A 14,592-nucleotide genomic window follows, 5' to 3' on the forward strand; every position below is an offset into this window, starting at 1 on the left:
TTCAACGATACTAGACAATGCTAAGAAGAGATGGCACTGGCTGCCATCTCTTCTTTTGCTTTGGTACAGCTGTGCCCAACCCGAACCGAAGCCTGCCGGTTCATCGCTGCCTGCATCGGTGCAACAGCATCAGACCAGTCGACTGCAGCAATACGATACCGTTATATTTCCGGCTCTGGAAAAAGCATTGCAATCAGGCGATGTGTTGCTGCGGCTGGGCACAGACATCACCAGCGAAATGCTGCGACAAATGAACCAAACCGACAAGCGGTACAGCCACTGCGGTATTGTGAATATTGAACAGGATACGGTGTTTGTATACCACGCTATTGGCGGCGAGTTCAATCCCGATCAACGCATCAAACGAGAGCCGTTATACAGCTTTTGTCATCCATCTGAAAATAAGGCTGCGGCTATTGTACGCACTGGCACCACAGCTACACAACAGCTACAAATTGGGCAACAGGCCAAATCACTTTGGGCGCAGGGCATTCCATTCGATATGGCGTTTGATTACCAAACTGATGACCGCTTGTATTGTGCCGAAATGGTGAGCAAAGCCATCAGCCATGTATTGCAAGACAGCAGCTGGTTTCAATTTACCCGCATCAACAACAAAACATTTGTTGCCGTTGATAACCTGTCGGCATCGCCACTGATGCGGTTTATTCAGCAGTTCAGCTATTAACATTACCGGTAGAATTATTTTTTGGCCCTTCACTTTGCTGCTAAATTTTGGCCACTACATTTGTTTCAACTTAATTCCACTCAAATCACAAATCATCTCAGATGAAAAAAGTACTTCTCCCTCTGCTGGCCATTGTTGTGCTGGCTATGGCTGCTTGCTCTGGCGGTAGCGGCGATCCTAAAGGCGTTGCCAAAAAATTCTTTGAGGCATTCAAAAGCATGGACATTGATGAGGCTGCCAAGCATGCCACAAAAGACAGCAAAAGCATGCTGGACATGATGAAAATGGGCATGAGCTTTGCACCAGTCAACAAAGACAGTCTGAAGCAGGAAATGGCCAAGCAGAAAATTGAATACGGTGATGCAGTTATCAACGGCGATGAGGCTACAGTAAGTGTAAGTGTTGATGGCAAAGACAAAACCGATTTTAAATTGAAAAAAGAAGACGGTGCCTGGAAAGTAGCTTTCGACAAAAACACCCTGATGAGCATGGGTAAAGACAAAATGAAGCAGCAAGGTGCCAGTACCGAAGAATTGGAAGAAGCACAAAAAGCTCTTGATGGTTTGAACAGCGACACAGTACGTAGTGCGTTGGAAGAAGCCGGTAAAGCCATTGATTCGCTTTCTAAACAATAAGCGATTACTTCATTGCAATAAAAAAGAGGATTCAATTGAATCCTCTTTTTATTGATGACATCAGCCTTCAGTTTAATAGTAAGCCGATTCTAAATGTGTATTGGCTTTTTCAGCCGCTTCTATACTAGCAAAAGAACTCAGTATATCAGCCTTATCTTTTTGCACGGCTACACTGTGCTCATAGTGAGCAGCTACTTTACCATCTTTGGTTCTGATGGTCCAGCCGTCTTCGTCTGTGTATACTTCTTTCTTACCCAAATTTACCATTGGTTCAATGGCGATGGTCATACCGGCCTGTAGCTTGGCACCGGTACCCCGCTTACCATAGTTAGGCACCTGTGGATCTTCGTGCATTTTGCGACCAATACCATGACCAACCAGCTCACGAACTACACCATAAGGGTGCTGGCGTTCTGCATAATCTTGCACAGCAAAAGCCACATCGCCAATGCGATTGCCGGCCCTCGCTTTTTCAATGCCCTTGTACAGCGATTCTTTTGTAACCCGCATCATGGCTAAAGCGTCGGCATCGGCATCTTTAATGGCAAAAGTGTAAGCACTATCACCATGAAAGCCATTTTTAAACACACCGCAATCAATGCTGATGATGTCACCGGGTTTCAATTCACGATTGTCAGGAAAACCATGTACAACAGCGTCATTTACACTAATGCAGGTATTGTAGGGATAGCCGTTGTAATTCAAAAAACTGGGTACACCGCCATTGTCGCGAATGAACTGGCCAGCAGTTAAGTCCAGCTGCGAAGTAGTAATGCCCGGACGTAGCATGGCGGCAAGTGTAGCAATGGTTTCGCCCACCAGCAGGTTGCTGTGGCGCATCAGTTCTATTTCTTCTTTATTCTTGAGGTAAATCACTTCCTTGTATTTTTTAAACAAACTCATAAAGGTTGCAAAGAAACGAAGCCTTTGGCAAGCTTGGGGTTAAAGACGAATAAAAAATACCTGCCTTTATCAGACAGGTATTTTTATAAAAACATCAAATACAAAATGTCTTATCCAATGGGTGAGCTGCTCACAGCCTGACGGCCCTGAATGCGGCCACCGCTCATCAAACCATCGTACTGACGCATCAGCAAGTGGGTTTCAATTTGCTGGAGGGTATCCAAGATAACACCTACCATGATGAGCAAGCTGGTACCACCAAAGAAGCTGCTGAAGCCACCGGTTACACCCAGCTTTTGGGCTACACCAGGCAGAATACCTACGAAGGCCAGCAGGATGGCGCCTGGCAAGGTCACTTTATCCATTACTGAGCCAATGTAATCAGCAGTAGGCTGACCAGGCTTTACGCCGGGAATGAAACCATTATTACGCTTCAGGTCTTCAGCAATTTGCTTGGGGTTGAAGATGATAGCGGTATACAGGTAAGTAAAACCAATTACCAGTACGCTATAAATCAGCATGTACCAACCGTTGCTATGGTCGTTCAAAATCTTCATGAAATCGCCTGTAGTATCAAACTTGGCGAAAATGGTAGGGATGAAGATGATGGCCTGAGCAAAGATGATTGGCATTACACCAGCACTGTTCACCTTGATAGGCAAGAACTGACGTGCACCGCCAAACTGCTTGTTGCCAACAATTTGTTTGGCATAGTTGATCGCAATTTTGCGAACACCTTGTACCAATACAATCAGGCCCATGATGATAGCAACGAGGATGGCAATTTCAATAATGAATACCAACACACCCCCACCACCTTTTGAGTTCTTAGCGGTAAATTCTTGCAAAAAGCTTTGTGGAAGACGAGCCAGGATACCCACCATAATGATGAGGGAAGTACCGTTACCCAATCCTTTGTCGGTGATTTTTTCACCCAACCACATTACAAACAGTGTACCCGCAGTAAGCAAAATGATGGTGCTGATAACGAAAAAAGGTTCGTAAGCAGGAATCAATGCTTCTTTATAACCGGGGCTCTGCAGGTAGGTGATATAAGCACCAGCCTGAAACACCGTTACCAATACTGTGAGGTAACGGGTCCATTGGTTGATTTTCTTGCGGCCACTTTCTCCTTCCTTCTGAATTTTTTGGAACTGAGGAACCAGGATGGTTACCAGCTGCATAAAAATTGAAGCAGAGATGTAAGGCATAATACCCAAGGCCAAAATAGAAGCCTGAGAGAAGGCACCACCTGCAAACTGGTCGAACAGACCCAGCAAGCCGGTCGTTTTGCCCTTCACTGCTTCCAGTGCATTGGGGTCAATACCTGGCAACACGATGTGCGTACCAAGGCGATAGGTGATCAATAAGGCAAGCGTAACAACTATCTTTTGGCGCAGCTCATCAATCGTCCAGATATTCTTCAGTGTTTCGATAAATTTCTTCACGGAATTCAGTCAATTTAAAGGGCCTCAAATGTAGGTAAAACAAGAGTTCCTTTCGGCGTGGCGAAAGGAACTTTTGTACTGCCCGATTAGTTCAGGATTTCTACAGTTCCACCGGCCGCTTCAATAGCAGCTTTGGCCTTTTCACTTACAGCGTTCACTTTGAAAGTGATGGCGCTTTTCAGTTCACCGGCACCCAGTACTTTTACCAAAGCAGACTGGTTGATGAGACCATTGATGTAGAGATTATCGAGGCTGAATTCAGTCAGACCATATTTTTCAACCAGCTGATCTACCTGACCCAGGTTGAATACAGTGTAAGAAACACGATGTGGGTTTTTAAAACCACGCTTGGGGATACGACGCTGGATAGGCATCTGACCACCTTCATGAGCCATTTTGCTGGCGTAGCCGGCACGTTGCTGCTGACCTTTGTTACCCTTGGTTGAGGTACCACCTTTACCAGATGCTTCACCACGACCTAAACGTTTTTCACTGTGCGTACTGCCTTCGGCAGGCTTGAGATTGTGCAGTTTCATAACTACTAGTTTTTACTTTACGGGGTTAGCGCCCCTCGCTTAAAAAATGAGCATAATTAAATTCCAAATTCCAATACATCGAATGAAGATTGGAATTTGGAATCAAGAATTTCGGTTGCGAATTTAGGCTTGAGCCACTTCTTCCACCTTTACCAGGTGCAATACTTTTTCCACCATTCCCAAAATCTGTGGAGTGGCTTCTTTTTCTACGGTAGCATGCATCTTGCGCAGGCCGAGAGCTTCCATCGTTTTCTTTTGGCGCTCCGGACGGTCGATCACACTTTTAACCTGAGTGATTTTGATCTTCTTCATCGTTATGAGGTTTGAAGTTGAAGGAATGAGGCATGAAATGTGATGATCGTTCGGATCAAAGCACCTCTTGCTTCGCCCGTCAAACTAATTATCCGTTGAATACTTTTTTCAGAGAAACAGTACGGGTTTTGGCTACCTGAATGGGCTCACGCAATGTAGCCAAAGCAGTGAATGTAGCTTTTACCACGTTGTGCGGGTTGGCAGAACCGAGGCTCTTAGCCAGCACGTCTGTAACACCAGCGCTTTCCAGTACGGCACGCATGCTGCCTCCGGCAATTACACCGGTACCATGTGCAGCTGGCTTCAGCAATACTTTAGCAGCACCTTCTTTTACAAACTGCTCATGAGGAATAGTGCCATGCATTACAGGCACTTTCACCAGGTTCTTCTTGGCATCTTCAATGCCTTTGGTGATGGCTTCCTGTACTTCTTTGGCCTTACCCAAACCATGACCTACCACACCATTCTCATTGCCTACCACTACCAGGGCGGAGAAGCTGAAGGTACGGCCACCCTTGGTGGTTTTTACAACACGGTTAATAGCTACAACCTTCTCTTTCAGTTCGAGGTCGCCGGCTTTTACGCGGTTTACGATAGCTTTTGCCATTTTATTCTTTTCAATTGAGCCTGCAGGGCAGGCAAGTTTTACGATTGTTGATGTTTGATCGCTTGGATTGACAAACACTGAAAATTAGAGGGTCAAACCGCCTTCACGGGCACCGTCGGCTACAGCCTTAATGCGACCATGATACAAGAAACCACCACGATCAAATACACATGTAGTGATACCCAGGTCGGCTGCTTTGCGGGCAATGGCGTTGCCTACCAGCTTGCTTTTTTCAGTTTTGGTTACCTTTTGAGCAGCGATGTCTTTATCGCGGCTGCTGGCGGCGGCCAATGTAGTACCATTAGCGTCGTCAATCAGCTGACAGTAAATGTCAGCGTTGCTGCGGAATACGCTCAGGCGAGGCTTGGCAGCGCTACCGATCAAACGCTTACGAATGCGGTAGTGGATTTTCTTTCTTGAAATGACTTTCTTATCCATTTTATATCCTCCGGCTCCGGTACAGGAGCGCTATTTTCTTAATTCAGTTATTACAACCGGTTACCGATGATTATTTACCAGCAGATTTACCAGCTTTCTTACGAACCACTTCGCCAGCAAAGCGAACACCTTTTCCTTTGTATGGTTCAGGCTTACGCAGGCTGCGGATTTTGGCACAAACCTGACCGAGCAATTGATTGTCCATGCCTTCAATTACAATCTCGGGGTTCTTACCTTTTTCCTGAGCTGTAGTCACCTTCAGCTCTTGTGGAATTTCGATAATGATGTTGTGCGAATAACCGAGAGAAAGATCGAGAATGTTGCCAGTGTTTGCGGCTTTGTAACCCACACCTACCAGTTCCATTTTCTTTACAAAACCTTCGGTTACACCTTTTACCATGTTGGCAATAAGGGCACGGTACAAACCATGCAATGCACGGTGGCGGATTTGATCGGTAGGACGACCTACAGTCAAAGTACCTTCAGCTATTTCTACCTGAATGTCACGATCCAACGTTTGCTTCAATTCGCCTTTGGGGCCTTTTACGGTAACAGTGTTATCGCCACTTACAGTGATAGTAACACCAGCGGGGATAGTTACCGGTTTTTTTCCTACACGAGACATAGTCGTTGTTGTGTTTAAATATGTGAATCAAAAGAGTGACCTGCGTTCAGCCCCGACTAAAAGGCTTAAATAAACAGACCGCCCAAATACAATCGATTAATAGATGTGGCACAAAATTTCGCCACCTACATTCTGAGCTTTGGCTTCTTTGTCGGTCATTACACCTTTAGAAGTGCTCACAATGGCAATACCCAGGCCGTTCATTACACGCTTGAAGTCGGCAGGCTTAGCATACTGACGCAAACCGGGGCGGCTGATACGCTCCAGAGAAGTGATAGCAGGCTGCTTGGTATTCACGTCGTACTTCAAAGCGATTTTGATAAGACCTTGCTTGTTGTCGTCTTCAAACTTGTACTTCAGGATGTATCCTTTTTCGTACAAAATTTCGGTCATGCGCTTCTTCAGGTTAGAAGCAGGAATTTCCACGATGCGGTGGTTGGCCATTTGAGCATTCCGAATACGAGTCAGAAAGTCTGCGATAGGATCAGTTACCATATGATTTCCCTCCTACATTCCGGCTCCTGAAAAACTCAGGACGGAATAATTGGATTTTAGTTTAAAATGAATTGAATGAAGTTGCTTGCTTGTGGCGATTGCCAGAGCAATTACCAGCTTGCTTTTTTCACGCCAGGAATTTTACCTTCCAGTGCCATGTCGCGAAACATGTTACGGCAGATACCGAAATGACGCATGTAACCTTTAGGACGGCCAGACAACTGGCAACGGTTTTTGAGGCGTACAGGCGATGCATTGCGGGGAAGCTGATCCAATGCTGCATAGTCACCGGCGGCCTTAAGGGCGGCACGCTTTTCTGCAAACTTGGCTACGGTAGCTTCACGCTTACGCTGACGGGCTTTAACTGATTCTTTTGCCATAAAAATGAAATTCCAAATTTTAAAATTCCAAATCCTAAGTATGCTTGCTTAGTTTCCTCAGGAATTTGGGAATCATTCCTTTGGGATCTGGTTTTATTAGTTGTTGTCTTTTTTGATGTTCTTGAAAGGAAGACCAATTTCCTTCAGCAGTTCGTAAGCCTCTTCGTTGGTACGGGCAGTGGTTACGAAAGTGATATCGAGACCAGTGATTTTGTTCACCTTGTCGATGTCGATTTCAGGGAAGATAATTTGCTCAGTAACACCCATGGTATAGTTACCACGGCCGTCGAAGCTCTTATCGTTGATGCCTTTAAAGTCACGTACACGAGGAAGTGAAACTGAAATCAAACGATCGAGGAATTCAAACATCTGATCACCACGGAGGGTAACACGGGCACCAATCGGCATGTTGCGACGGAGCTTGAAGTTTGAGATGTCCTTCTTAGACATTGTAGCTACAGCTTTTTGACCAGTAATGGTAGTCAGCTCTTCAATAGCGATGTCTACAAGTTTCTTATCGGCAGTAGCACCATTAACGCCACGGTTCAAGCAAATTTTGGTAAGCTTGGGAGCCTGCATTATGGTTTTGTAACCGAACTTCTTCATGAGGGCAGGTACAACTTCAGCTTTGTACTTGTCTGCCAGGCGCGGAGTATAATTTGTAGTTGCCATTATTTAATAACCTCCCCGGATTTTTTAGAAATACGAACTAATTTACCGTTGTCGCGGCTACGCTTTACACGTACTGCAGCGCCGGCTTTGGCATCCCACAGTTGCACGTTGCTGATAGCAATGGGTGCTTCTTTTTCACAATACCCCCCTGGGTGTTTTGTGCTGTAGGTTTTGTATGGCGGGTCTGAATGTTTACGCCTTCTACCAGCACTTTAGCCTTGTCAGGATAAACGGCCAGTACAACGCGGGGCTTTTTCAGATCCTTATCATCACCGGTGATAACAACAACGTTGTCACCTTTCTTGATGTTGAACTTTGGTTTGAAACGATTAGTCATACTTTATAGCTTGATGCGTAACGCTTAACGCTTAACGCAGTTATTGAAATTCGCTTTCAGCACTTTGCCTTCGGCGTTTTGCATTACAGTACTTCTGGAGCCAGCGATACAATTTTCATGTATCCTTTGTCGCGAAGCTCACGGGCAACGGGTCCGAAAATACGGGTACCACGTGGTTCGTCTGAGTTGTTCAGGATTACAACGGCGTTGTCATCGAAACGGATGTAAGATCCGTCTTTGCGACGCAGTTTGTTTTTAGTACGTACAATAACGGCTTTGGCTACGGTACCTTTTTTCATACCGCCACCAGGAATTGCGTCCTTTACAGTAACCACAATCTTGTCGCCAATACCGGCGTAGTCTTGTCCGCTGTTGCCCAATACACGAATACATAGTACCTCTTTGGCACCGCTGTTATCCGCTACGTTCAACCGGCTTTCTTGCTGAATCATTTTGTTAGCTTTTTAGCTTTAGCACTCGGGCTAATGATGTTACGAATTTGTCAGAGGCTTTTGCTATGTTATACAACACCAGCGAAAAGCTTGAAGCATGCAGCTTGCAGCTGTTAGCTGATTATTTCACTTTCTCAACTACTTCTACCAGTCTCCAGCGCTTTGTTTTGCTGAGAGGGCGGGTTTCCATAATTTTTACGGTGTCGCCAATGCTGCACTCGTTCTTTTCGTCGTGAGCATGAAACTTGGTAGTTTTTTTCACGAACTTACCATAGATAGGGTGCTTCACTTTACGTTCAACAGCTACAGTAATGGTTTTATCCATTTTGTTGCTGGCTACTACACCAATCCTGGTCTTACGAAGATTTCTGGTTTCCATTTGGTTCAATATTTTGCTGAACTACTTTTCAATTAAAAATTAGCCTACCAGTACCCTTTTCTTGAGTTCGGATTTCAAGCGGGCAATGTCGCGACGCAGGTCTCTGATGCTCATCGGATTTTCCAGCGGAGTGATGGCATGCGCAAAAGTGAGTTTCTTCAGGCGCACTTCATCTTCGCTGATGCGAACCTTCGGATCGTCGATGCTTATTTCACTCAGGCTTTTGTTGAAGTCAACTTTCTTAGACATCTTTTTCAATTTGATGATTAGCCAATTTGCTAATCTGCTAATGAATAATTTTTTTCAGCTGCATGCCTGAAATCGTTACATCAGCACATCAGCACTTATTCGCATCATTACGCCTGGTAGTCGCGGCGTACAACGAACTTGGTTTTGATTGGCAACTTCTGAGCGGCGAGTTCCATAGCCTGGCGGGCTACTTCCATCGGTACACCGTCGCATTCGAACAGGATACGACCTGGTTCTACTACGGCTGCCCAAAATTCAGGGTTACCCTTACCCTTACCCATCCGCACTTCGGCAGGCTTGCGGGTAATGATTTTGTCAGGGAATACACGGATCCACACACTACCTTCACGCTTCATGGCACGGGTCATTGCCTGACGGGCACTTTCGATCTGGCGGTTGTTCAACCAAATAGGTTCCTGTGCTTTCAGGGCAAACGAACCGAATGAAATGGTAGCGCCACGCTTAGCCACTTCGCGGATGCGGCCTTTTTGTTGCTTGCGGAACTTGGTTCTTTTCGGCTGTAACATTTATCTACGTATTTGAATATTTACAATTAGTTGAAGCTGGTTGCCTGTTGCAATTAGCGACGGCCTCCACGGTCGCGGCGATCACCACCACCTCTTCTGTCTCCACCACGGCCACCGCGGTCACCACCACGTTCTTCGCCACCACGACGGTCGCTCAGACCGCTGCCAGTGCCTACAAAGTTCGGGTTGAGGTCACGCTTGGTCAGTACTTCACCTTTACAGATCCATACTTTCAAACCGATTTTACCATACACGGTTTGAGCAGCCAGGCTGGCGTAGTCAATATCCATACGGTAAGTGTGCAATGGGGTACGACCCATTTTGATTTCTTCGCTACGGGCAATTTCAGCACCACCCAAACGGCCACTGGCTTTGATTTTGATACCCTCAGCACCCATGCGCATAGCAGAAGCAATGGCCATTTTGATGGCACGCTTGTAGTTGATGCGGTTCTCAATCTGACGGGCAATAGTATCAGCTACAATCATAGCGTCAACTTCAGGACGACGGATTTCGAGGATGTTGATTTGTACGTCATCTTTACCGGTGAGCTTCTTCAGCTCTTCTTTGATACGGTCTACTTCGCCACCGCCTTTACCAATGATGATACCAGGCTTAGAAGTATGGATGGTTACAATCAGTTTATTGAGGGTACGTTCGATAACGATTTTAGAAATGCCACCCTTGTTGATACGGGCATTCAGGTAGGTACGGATCTTGTTGTCCTCGATCAGGTCGGTCGGCATATACTTTCTTGTTGCCGTACCAGTTACTGTCCCAACCACGGATGATACCGAGCCTGTTACCGATTGGATTTGCTTTTTGACCCATTATTTCAATTTGAAAATTTGAACAATTCGTTTAGTGAGAATTAGATGGTGTCTACAGTTACGGTTACGTGATTGCTACGCTTACGTACACGGTATCCACGGCCCTGAGGAGCTGGACGCATCCGCTTCAGGGTACGGCCACCGTCTACCATAATGGTTTTTACCACCAGTGCACTTTCGTCAGCACCATCATTCTTTGCTTTCCAGTTAAAGGCAGCACTCTTAACCAACTTAGCCAGCGGTACAGAACTGTGCTTGGTGTTGTGCTCCAATACAGCCAGGGCTTGATCAACCTTCATGCCACGAATCAGGTCGGCCAGCAAACGCATTTTGCGGGGCGAAGTGGGATAATTTCTCAGTTTAGCTACTGCTTCCATTTTTATTCAGTTTCAGGTTTTTGGTTTTTAGTTTTTGTTGCAGAAGAATCTCAAACAACTGCCAACCAAAAACCACCAACATTTAAACAATTTATTTTTTGCTACCGGCGTGTCCTCTGAAGTTGCGGGTAGGAGCAAATTCACCAAGCTTGTGACCAACCATGAATTCGGTTACATACACAGGGATGAATTTGTTACCGTTGTGCACAGCGAATGTTTGGCCTACAAAATCAGGAGTAATGGTAGAACGACGACTCCAGGTTTTGATAACACCCTTCTTCACTTTGCCTTCTGCCATGTTCACGATTTTCTTCTCGAGTTTGGCATCAACGTAGGGACCTTTTTTAATTGAACGAGCCATATTGAATTCGTTAATTTGAAAATTTGAGGATTTGAAAATTGAATTGGTTTCTGTAAAAGCTTAAATCAATTCTCAAATTACTTAGCCAGTTTTTTACCGTCGCGGCGCTGGAGAATCAGCTTATCGCTGCCTTTGCCTTTGGTACGGGTCTTCTCACCTTTGGCGTACTTACCAGTGCGGCTGCGTGGGTGACCACCAGAAGCACGGCCTTCACCACCACCCATTGGGTGATCTACAGGGTTCATAGCCACACCACGGTTGCGGGGGCGGATACCACGCCAGCGGTTAGCACCTGCTTTACCGAGGCTCTGGAGGTTATGGTCGCCATTGCTTACTACACCTACAGTAGCGTAGCAATTGATGAGGAGTTTGCGCAATTCGCCAGAAGGCATTTTCAATACAGCGTAAGCTTCTTCCTTGTTGGTAAGCTGAGCAGCAGAACCGGCACTACGTACCAGCTTGCCACCTTGGCCAGGCTGCATTTCAATATTGTGGACGTTGGTACCCAAAGGCATGTTCTTCATAGGAAGACAGTTGCCAATTTCAGGAGCTACAGTAGGACCAGAAATTACTTTCTGACCAACCTGAATGCCCTGTGGAGCCAGGATATAGCGCTTTTCACCATCGGTATATTCTACCAGAGCGATGAAAGCTGTACGGTTTGGATCGTATTCTACAGTCAGTACAGTTGCTTCAATGTTTTGCTTGTTACGCTTGAAGTCGATGATACGGTACTTCTGCTTGTGACCACCGCCAATATAGCGCATGGTACGACGGCCCTGTGCGTTGCGGCCACCAGATTTCTTCACTGGTTCCAGCAGGCTACGCTCAGGCTTGTTAGTGGTTACTTCAGCATACGCATTACCAATTTTCCAGCGGGTACCGGCGGTCATTGGTTTGTATTTTTTCAGTGCCATTTTTCTTAGTTCTGAGTTGGTTTATTTCAACACTTCGCGGCGGTTGGTTGCCATTCTTGTTTTTGTTTGAGTTGCAGTGGATTAGATTTCGCCGTACAGGTTAATTTCTTCGCCTTCTGCTACAGTTACGACTGCCTTCTTTTTGGCAGGCTTGCGGCCATTGATAAAGCCAGACTTGGTGAAGCGAGACTTTGCTTTTCCGGGCATTACCAACGTGTTCACGTCAGTTACATTTACGCCATAGAATTCTTCAACCGCTTTTTTAATCTCCAGCTTGTTGGCCTTACGATCTACGATGAAGGTGTAGCTGCGCTTCTTTTCAATTTGCTTGTTCACCTTTTCGGTCAACACAGGCTTTATTAATACATCTGTCAGTTTCATTTCGATCAGAATTATTCGGTTCTTAATTAAGCTTCAGTACCTTCTTCGGTGAAGATTTTAGCAGCTGATTCAGTGAGGACCATTACGTCAGCATTTACGATATCGTAAGTGTTGATGTCGGCCAGCTCAATAGCAGCAGCGTTGGGGATGTTGCGCAGGCTGAGGTAGAAGTTGGTATCCAGTTCAGGATATACAAACAACGTCTTCTTATCTGCTACACCCAGGCCCTGCATTACGCCAGCAAAAGCTTTGGTTTTGGGAGCATCGAACTTCAGGTCTTCTACCACTACGATGGCGCTTTCTTTGGCTTTGTAGCTCAGAGCAGCAATTTTAGCCGGATCCTTCACCTTACGGTTCAACTTCTGGTCGTGAGTAGTAGGCTTAGGTCCAAAAATGGTACCACCACCGCGGTACAATGGGTTACGGATGTTACCCTTACGGCTACCACCAGTACCTTTTTGCTTGTGCAGCTTGCGGCTGGCACCTTGTACTTCGGCACGGGTTTTTACTTTTGAAGTACCCTGACGCTGAGCGGCGAGGTATTGTTTTACAGCCAGATAAATCACATGATCATTGGGCTCGGTACCGAAGATTTCTTCGGGAAGCTCAACTGTTCTGCCAGTTTTCTGACCTGCTGTATTTAAAACTTCGATTGTCATAACTTTTTCGTTTCTCACCGGCCGGGCCGGCACGGTTTACAATTACTTCTGGATTAAAACGATTGAACCATTGTGGCCGGGAACTGATCCGCTGATCAGGGATGTAATTCTTTTCAGGGAAAATCTTCACCACTTTCAGGCCTTTCATTTTTACCCTGTCGCCACCCATACGGCCAGCCATACGCATACCTTTAAATACACGGCTGGCGTCAGATGAGTTACCGATAGAACCGGGGGCACGCTGGCGGTCGTGCTGACCATGTGATTGCTCACCAACACCGTGGAAGCCATGGCGCTTTACAACACCCTGGAAACCCTTACCCTTGGTGGTACCCACAACGTCAACTTTTTCGCCTTCGGCAAAAATGTCAACAGTGACTTGTTCGCCAAGAGCTTTCTCCAGCGTACAGTCACGAAATTCTTTTACAAATGATTTGGGAGCAGTTTGTGCTTTAGCGAAGTGATTTTTCTCTGCTTTAGTAGCATTCTTTTCCTTCTTTTCGCCGTAAGCCAACTGAAGTGCATTGTAACCGTCTACATCGGCGGTTTTCACCTGCGATACAACACAGGGACCAGCTTCTACTATGGTGCAAGCTATTTGCTTACCATTGGGATCGAATATGCTGGTCATCCCGATTTTTTTTCCAATAATACCTTTCATTGATATCGGTTTGTGCCCGGCAGAGTTAAGAGGACATCCGCGCAGAGGCGAATTCAATCCCAGTTTAGCTACCGACCTTTTCCTTTGTTTCCGCCGTTTTGCAGAGGGGAAGTACCGGTAGTAAACAAACCCTGAAAGGCTTGTTCATATGTTTGGCTCACTTGGTAGTGAGAGTTATGTAAAATCAGAGCTCTTTTTTCACGTCCCTTTGGCCGGATTGAGAGATGATTGCTTTGTTGTTCTGATGTGGAGCCTCGCCCCACTTGGTCAGCTTGTTACGCTTTGATTTCAACTTCAACACCACTTGGCAAATCCAGTTTGCTCAGGGCATCTACTGTGCGACTACTGCTGGTGTAGATATCCAACAAACGCTTGTGCGTGTTCAGTTGGAATTGTTCACGAGCTTTCTTGTTTACGTGCGGTGAACGCAGTACAGTAAAGATCTTTTTGTGTGTTGGCAAAGGAATTGGACCTGTTACCACAGCACCTGTGCTCCGCACAGTTTTCACAATTTTCTCGGCTGATTTGTCAACCAGGTTGTGATCGTAAGATTGCAGTTTAATACGTATCCGCTGACTCATAATTCAAAGACCCTTTTTTCGAATTGGGATGCGAAGGTAATGGGATTCAACTATCAGGCAAAAGTTTTTTGAAACATTTTTACCAATCCGGGGGCAAATGTCTGTTTTTCGGGCCAGTTTTCCCACAAATCCCCATTGGGGG

24 protein-coding genes and 1 pseudogene are annotated in these 14,592 nt (G+C 45.9%); 2 read left to right on the forward strand and 23 right to left on the reverse strand.

Annotated features, from left to right (window positions below; all coding sequences use genetic code 11):
- The first annotated feature begins 55 nt into the window (after positions 1 to 55).
- The gene (locus tag GLV81_RS13625) at positions 56 to 688 is read left to right on the forward strand and encodes a YiiX/YebB-like N1pC/P60 family cysteine hydrolase (protein ID WP_197428318.1); all 633 of its coding nucleotides are present in this window, start codon (positions 56 to 58) and stop codon (positions 686 to 688) included.
- A gap of 101 nt (positions 689 to 789) precedes the next feature.
- A complete protein-coding gene (locus GLV81_RS13630) occupies positions 790 to 1,323 on the forward strand; it encodes a nuclear transport factor 2 family protein (RefSeq protein ID WP_157479355.1) in 534 nt (177 codons plus the stop codon).
- A 72-nt stretch (positions 1,324 to 1,395) separates the two neighbouring features.
- Here the strand turns inward: GLV81_RS13630 and map are convergent, their stop codons facing one another.
- The 23 genes and pseudogenes from map to rpsJ form a co-directional block, all read right to left on the reverse strand.
- On the reverse strand, positions 1,396 to 2,226 hold the full coding sequence (map, locus tag GLV81_RS13635; RefSeq protein WP_246186010.1) for a type I methionyl aminopeptidase: 831 nt from the start codon (positions 2,224 to 2,226) through the stop codon (positions 1,396 to 1,398).
- A gap of 110 nt (positions 2,227 to 2,336) precedes the next feature.
- Positions 2,337 to 3,674, reverse strand: a complete 1,338-nt coding sequence (secY, locus tag GLV81_RS13640) for a preprotein translocase subunit SecY (RefSeq protein WP_157479356.1) — start codon at positions 3,672 to 3,674, stop codon at positions 2,337 to 2,339.
- A gap of 86 nt (positions 3,675 to 3,760) precedes the next feature.
- The gene (rplO, locus tag GLV81_RS13645; protein ID WP_157479357.1) at positions 3,761 to 4,210 is read right to left on the reverse strand and encodes a 50S ribosomal protein L15; all 450 of its coding nucleotides are present in this window, start codon (positions 4,208 to 4,210) and stop codon (positions 3,761 to 3,763) included.
- A gap of 123 nt (positions 4,211 to 4,333) precedes the next feature.
- Entirely contained in the window at positions 4,334 to 4,522 is a 189-nt protein-coding gene (gene rpmD, locus GLV81_RS13650; RefSeq protein ID WP_157479358.1) for a 50S ribosomal protein L30, read from the reverse strand.
- Between the two features lie 88 nt (positions 4,523 to 4,610).
- A complete protein-coding gene (gene rpsE / locus GLV81_RS13655; RefSeq protein WP_157479359.1) occupies positions 4,611 to 5,129 on the reverse strand; it encodes a 30S ribosomal protein S5 in 519 nt (172 codons plus the stop codon).
- Positions 5,130 to 5,213: 84 nt separating this feature from the next.
- Entirely contained in the window at positions 5,214 to 5,567 is a 354-nt protein-coding gene (gene rplR / locus GLV81_RS13660; RefSeq protein WP_157479360.1) for a 50S ribosomal protein L18, read from the reverse strand.
- Between the two features lie 70 nt (positions 5,568 to 5,637).
- The gene (gene rplF / locus GLV81_RS13665; RefSeq protein ID WP_157479361.1) at positions 5,638 to 6,192 is read right to left on the reverse strand and encodes a 50S ribosomal protein L6; all 555 of its coding nucleotides are present in this window, start codon (positions 6,190 to 6,192) and stop codon (positions 5,638 to 5,640) included.
- 96 nt (positions 6,193 to 6,288) lie between these two features.
- Positions 6,289 to 6,687 (reverse strand): 30S ribosomal protein S8, encoded by a 399-nt coding sequence (rpsH, locus tag GLV81_RS13670; RefSeq protein ID WP_157479362.1) that lies wholly within the window; start codon positions 6,685 to 6,687, stop codon positions 6,289 to 6,291.
- 110 nt (positions 6,688 to 6,797) lie between these two features.
- On the reverse strand, positions 6,798 to 7,067 hold the full coding sequence (gene rpsN / locus GLV81_RS13675) for a 30S ribosomal protein S14 (RefSeq protein WP_157479363.1): 270 nt from the start codon (positions 7,065 to 7,067) through the stop codon (positions 6,798 to 6,800).
- A 96-nt stretch (positions 7,068 to 7,163) separates the two neighbouring features.
- Positions 7,164 to 7,739, reverse strand: coding sequence for a 50S ribosomal protein L5 (rplE, locus tag GLV81_RS13680; RefSeq protein ID WP_157479364.1), 576 nt, complete (start codon positions 7,737 to 7,739; stop codon positions 7,164 to 7,166).
- Positions 7,739 to 8,076 (reverse strand): annotated as a pseudogene (gene rplX, locus GLV81_RS13685) (50S ribosomal protein L24). The gene rplE and the pseudogene rplX overlap by 1 nt, the downstream one beginning before the upstream one ends.
- 83 nt (positions 8,077 to 8,159) lie before the next feature.
- Positions 8,160 to 8,528, reverse strand: a complete 369-nt coding sequence (gene rplN, locus GLV81_RS13690; protein WP_157479365.1) for a 50S ribosomal protein L14 — start codon at positions 8,526 to 8,528, stop codon at positions 8,160 to 8,162.
- Between the two features lie 121 nt (positions 8,529 to 8,649).
- The gene (gene rpsQ / locus GLV81_RS13695; protein WP_157479366.1) at positions 8,650 to 8,907 is read right to left on the reverse strand and encodes a 30S ribosomal protein S17; all 258 of its coding nucleotides are present in this window, start codon (positions 8,905 to 8,907) and stop codon (positions 8,650 to 8,652) included.
- 39 nt (positions 8,908 to 8,946) lie between these two features.
- The gene (gene rpmC, locus GLV81_RS13700) at positions 8,947 to 9,156 is read right to left on the reverse strand and encodes a 50S ribosomal protein L29 (RefSeq protein WP_157479367.1); all 210 of its coding nucleotides are present in this window, start codon (positions 9,154 to 9,156) and stop codon (positions 8,947 to 8,949) included.
- 107 nt (positions 9,157 to 9,263) lie between these two features.
- Positions 9,264 to 9,683 carry a 50S ribosomal protein L16 gene (gene rplP / locus GLV81_RS13705; RefSeq protein WP_157479368.1) on the reverse strand — a complete coding sequence of 140 codons (420 nt, stop codon included), beginning with the start codon at positions 9,681 to 9,683 and terminating at the stop codon, positions 9,264 to 9,266.
- 53 nt (positions 9,684 to 9,736) lie between these two features.
- On the reverse strand, positions 9,737 to 10,429 hold the full coding sequence (rpsC, locus tag GLV81_RS13710; RefSeq protein ID WP_246186011.1) for a 30S ribosomal protein S3: 693 nt from the start codon (positions 10,427 to 10,429) through the stop codon (positions 9,737 to 9,739).
- Positions 10,430 to 10,554: 125 nt separating this feature from the next.
- Positions 10,555 to 10,890 carry a 50S ribosomal protein L22 gene (gene rplV, locus GLV81_RS13715; protein ID WP_157479369.1) on the reverse strand — a complete coding sequence of 112 codons (336 nt, stop codon included), beginning with the start codon at positions 10,888 to 10,890 and terminating at the stop codon, positions 10,555 to 10,557.
- Between the two features lie 91 nt (positions 10,891 to 10,981).
- Positions 10,982 to 11,251, reverse strand: coding sequence for a 30S ribosomal protein S19 (gene rpsS, locus GLV81_RS13720; protein WP_157479370.1), 270 nt, complete (start codon positions 11,249 to 11,251; stop codon positions 10,982 to 10,984).
- Positions 11,252 to 11,328: 77 nt separating this feature from the next.
- Complete coding sequence (gene rplB / locus GLV81_RS13725; RefSeq protein WP_157479371.1) at positions 11,329 to 12,168, reverse strand: 50S ribosomal protein L2; 840 nt, start codon at positions 12,166 to 12,168, stop codon at positions 11,329 to 11,331.
- An 81-nt stretch (positions 12,169 to 12,249) separates the two neighbouring features.
- Positions 12,250 to 12,549: a 50S ribosomal protein L23 gene (rplW, locus tag GLV81_RS13730; RefSeq protein WP_157479372.1), complete on the reverse strand. Its 300-nt coding sequence runs from the start codon at positions 12,547 to 12,549 to the stop codon at positions 12,250 to 12,252.
- Positions 12,550 to 12,575: 26 nt separating this feature from the next.
- Complete coding sequence (gene rplD / locus GLV81_RS13735; protein ID WP_157479373.1) at positions 12,576 to 13,208, reverse strand: 50S ribosomal protein L4; 633 nt, start codon at positions 13,206 to 13,208, stop codon at positions 12,576 to 12,578.
- Positions 13,156 to 13,926, reverse strand: a complete 771-nt coding sequence (gene rplC, locus GLV81_RS13740; protein WP_246186012.1) for a 50S ribosomal protein L3 — start codon at positions 13,924 to 13,926, stop codon at positions 13,156 to 13,158. The genes rplD and rplC overlap by 53 nt, the downstream gene beginning before the upstream one ends.
- Before the next feature lie 218 nt (positions 13,927 to 14,144).
- Entirely contained in the window at positions 14,145 to 14,450 is a 306-nt protein-coding gene (gene rpsJ / locus GLV81_RS13745; RefSeq protein WP_157479374.1) for a 30S ribosomal protein S10, read from the reverse strand.
- Positions 14,451 to 14,592 lie beyond the last annotated feature (142 nt).

Origin of the sequence: Phnomibacter ginsenosidimutans (genome assembly GCF_009740285.1) — a bacterium.
GTDB lineage: Bacteria > Bacteroidota > Bacteroidia > Chitinophagales > Chitinophagaceae > Phnomibacter > Phnomibacter ginsenosidimutans.

Coding starts and splice junctions, on each gene's coding strand:
- GLV81_RS13630 (WP_157479355.1), top strand. CDS start 790: ATGAAAAAAGTACTTCTCCCTCTGCTGGCCATTGTTGTGCTGGCTATG.
- map (WP_246186010.1), bottom strand. CDS start 2,226: ATGAGTTTGTTTAAAAAATACAAGGAAGTGATTTACCTCAAGAATAAA.
- rplO (WP_157479357.1), bottom strand. CDS start 4,210: ATGAAACTGCACAATCTCAAGCCTGCCGAAGGCAGTACGCACAGTGAA.
- rpmD (WP_157479358.1), bottom strand. CDS start 4,522: ATGAAGAAGATCAAAATCACTCAGGTTAAAAGTGTGATCGACCGTCCG.
- rpsE (WP_157479359.1), bottom strand. CDS start 5,129: ATGGCAAAAGCTATCGTAAACCGCGTAAAAGCCGGCGACCTCGAACTG.
- rplR (WP_157479360.1), bottom strand. CDS start 5,567: ATGGATAAGAAAGTCATTTCAAGAAAGAAAATCCACTACCGCATTCGT.
- rplF (WP_157479361.1), bottom strand. CDS start 6,192: ATGTCTCGTGTAGGAAAAAAACCGGTAACTATCCCCGCTGGTGTTACT.
- rpsH (WP_157479362.1), bottom strand. CDS start 6,687: ATGGTAACTGATCCTATCGCAGACTTTCTGACTCGTATTCGGAATGCT.
- rpsN (WP_157479363.1), bottom strand. CDS start 7,067: ATGGCAAAAGAATCAGTTAAAGCCCGTCAGCGTAAGCGTGAAGCTACC.
- rplE (WP_157479364.1), bottom strand. CDS start 7,739: ATGGCAACTACAAATTATACTCCGCGCCTGGCAGACAAGTACAAAGCT.
- rplN (WP_157479365.1), bottom strand. CDS start 8,528: ATGATTCAGCAAGAAAGCCGGTTGAACGTAGCGGATAACAGCGGTGCC.
- rpsQ (WP_157479366.1), bottom strand. CDS start 8,907: ATGGAAACCAGAAATCTTCGTAAGACCAGGATTGGTGTAGTAGCCAGC.
- rpmC (WP_157479367.1), bottom strand. CDS start 9,156: ATGTCTAAGAAAGTTGACTTCAACAAAAGCCTGAGTGAAATAAGCATC.
- rplP (WP_157479368.1), bottom strand. CDS start 9,683: ATGTTACAGCCGAAAAGAACCAAGTTCCGCAAGCAACAAAAAGGCCGC.
- rpsC (WP_246186011.1), bottom strand. CDS start 10,429: ATGCCGACCGACCTGATCGAGGACAACAAGATCCGTACCTACCTGAAT.
- rplV (WP_157479369.1), bottom strand. CDS start 10,890: ATGGAAGCAGTAGCTAAACTGAGAAATTATCCCACTTCGCCCCGCAAA.
- rpsS (WP_157479370.1), bottom strand. CDS start 11,251: ATGGCTCGTTCAATTAAAAAAGGTCCCTACGTTGATGCCAAACTCGAG.
- rplB (WP_157479371.1), bottom strand. CDS start 12,168: ATGGCACTGAAAAAATACAAACCAATGACCGCCGGTACCCGCTGGAAA.
- rplW (WP_157479372.1), bottom strand. CDS start 12,549: ATGAAACTGACAGATGTATTAATAAAGCCTGTGTTGACCGAAAAGGTG.
- rplD (WP_157479373.1), bottom strand. CDS start 13,208: ATGACAATCGAAGTTTTAAATACAGCAGGTCAGAAAACTGGCAGAACA.
- rpsJ (WP_157479374.1), bottom strand. CDS start 14,450: ATGAGTCAGCGGATACGTATTAAACTGCAATCTTACGATCACAACCTG.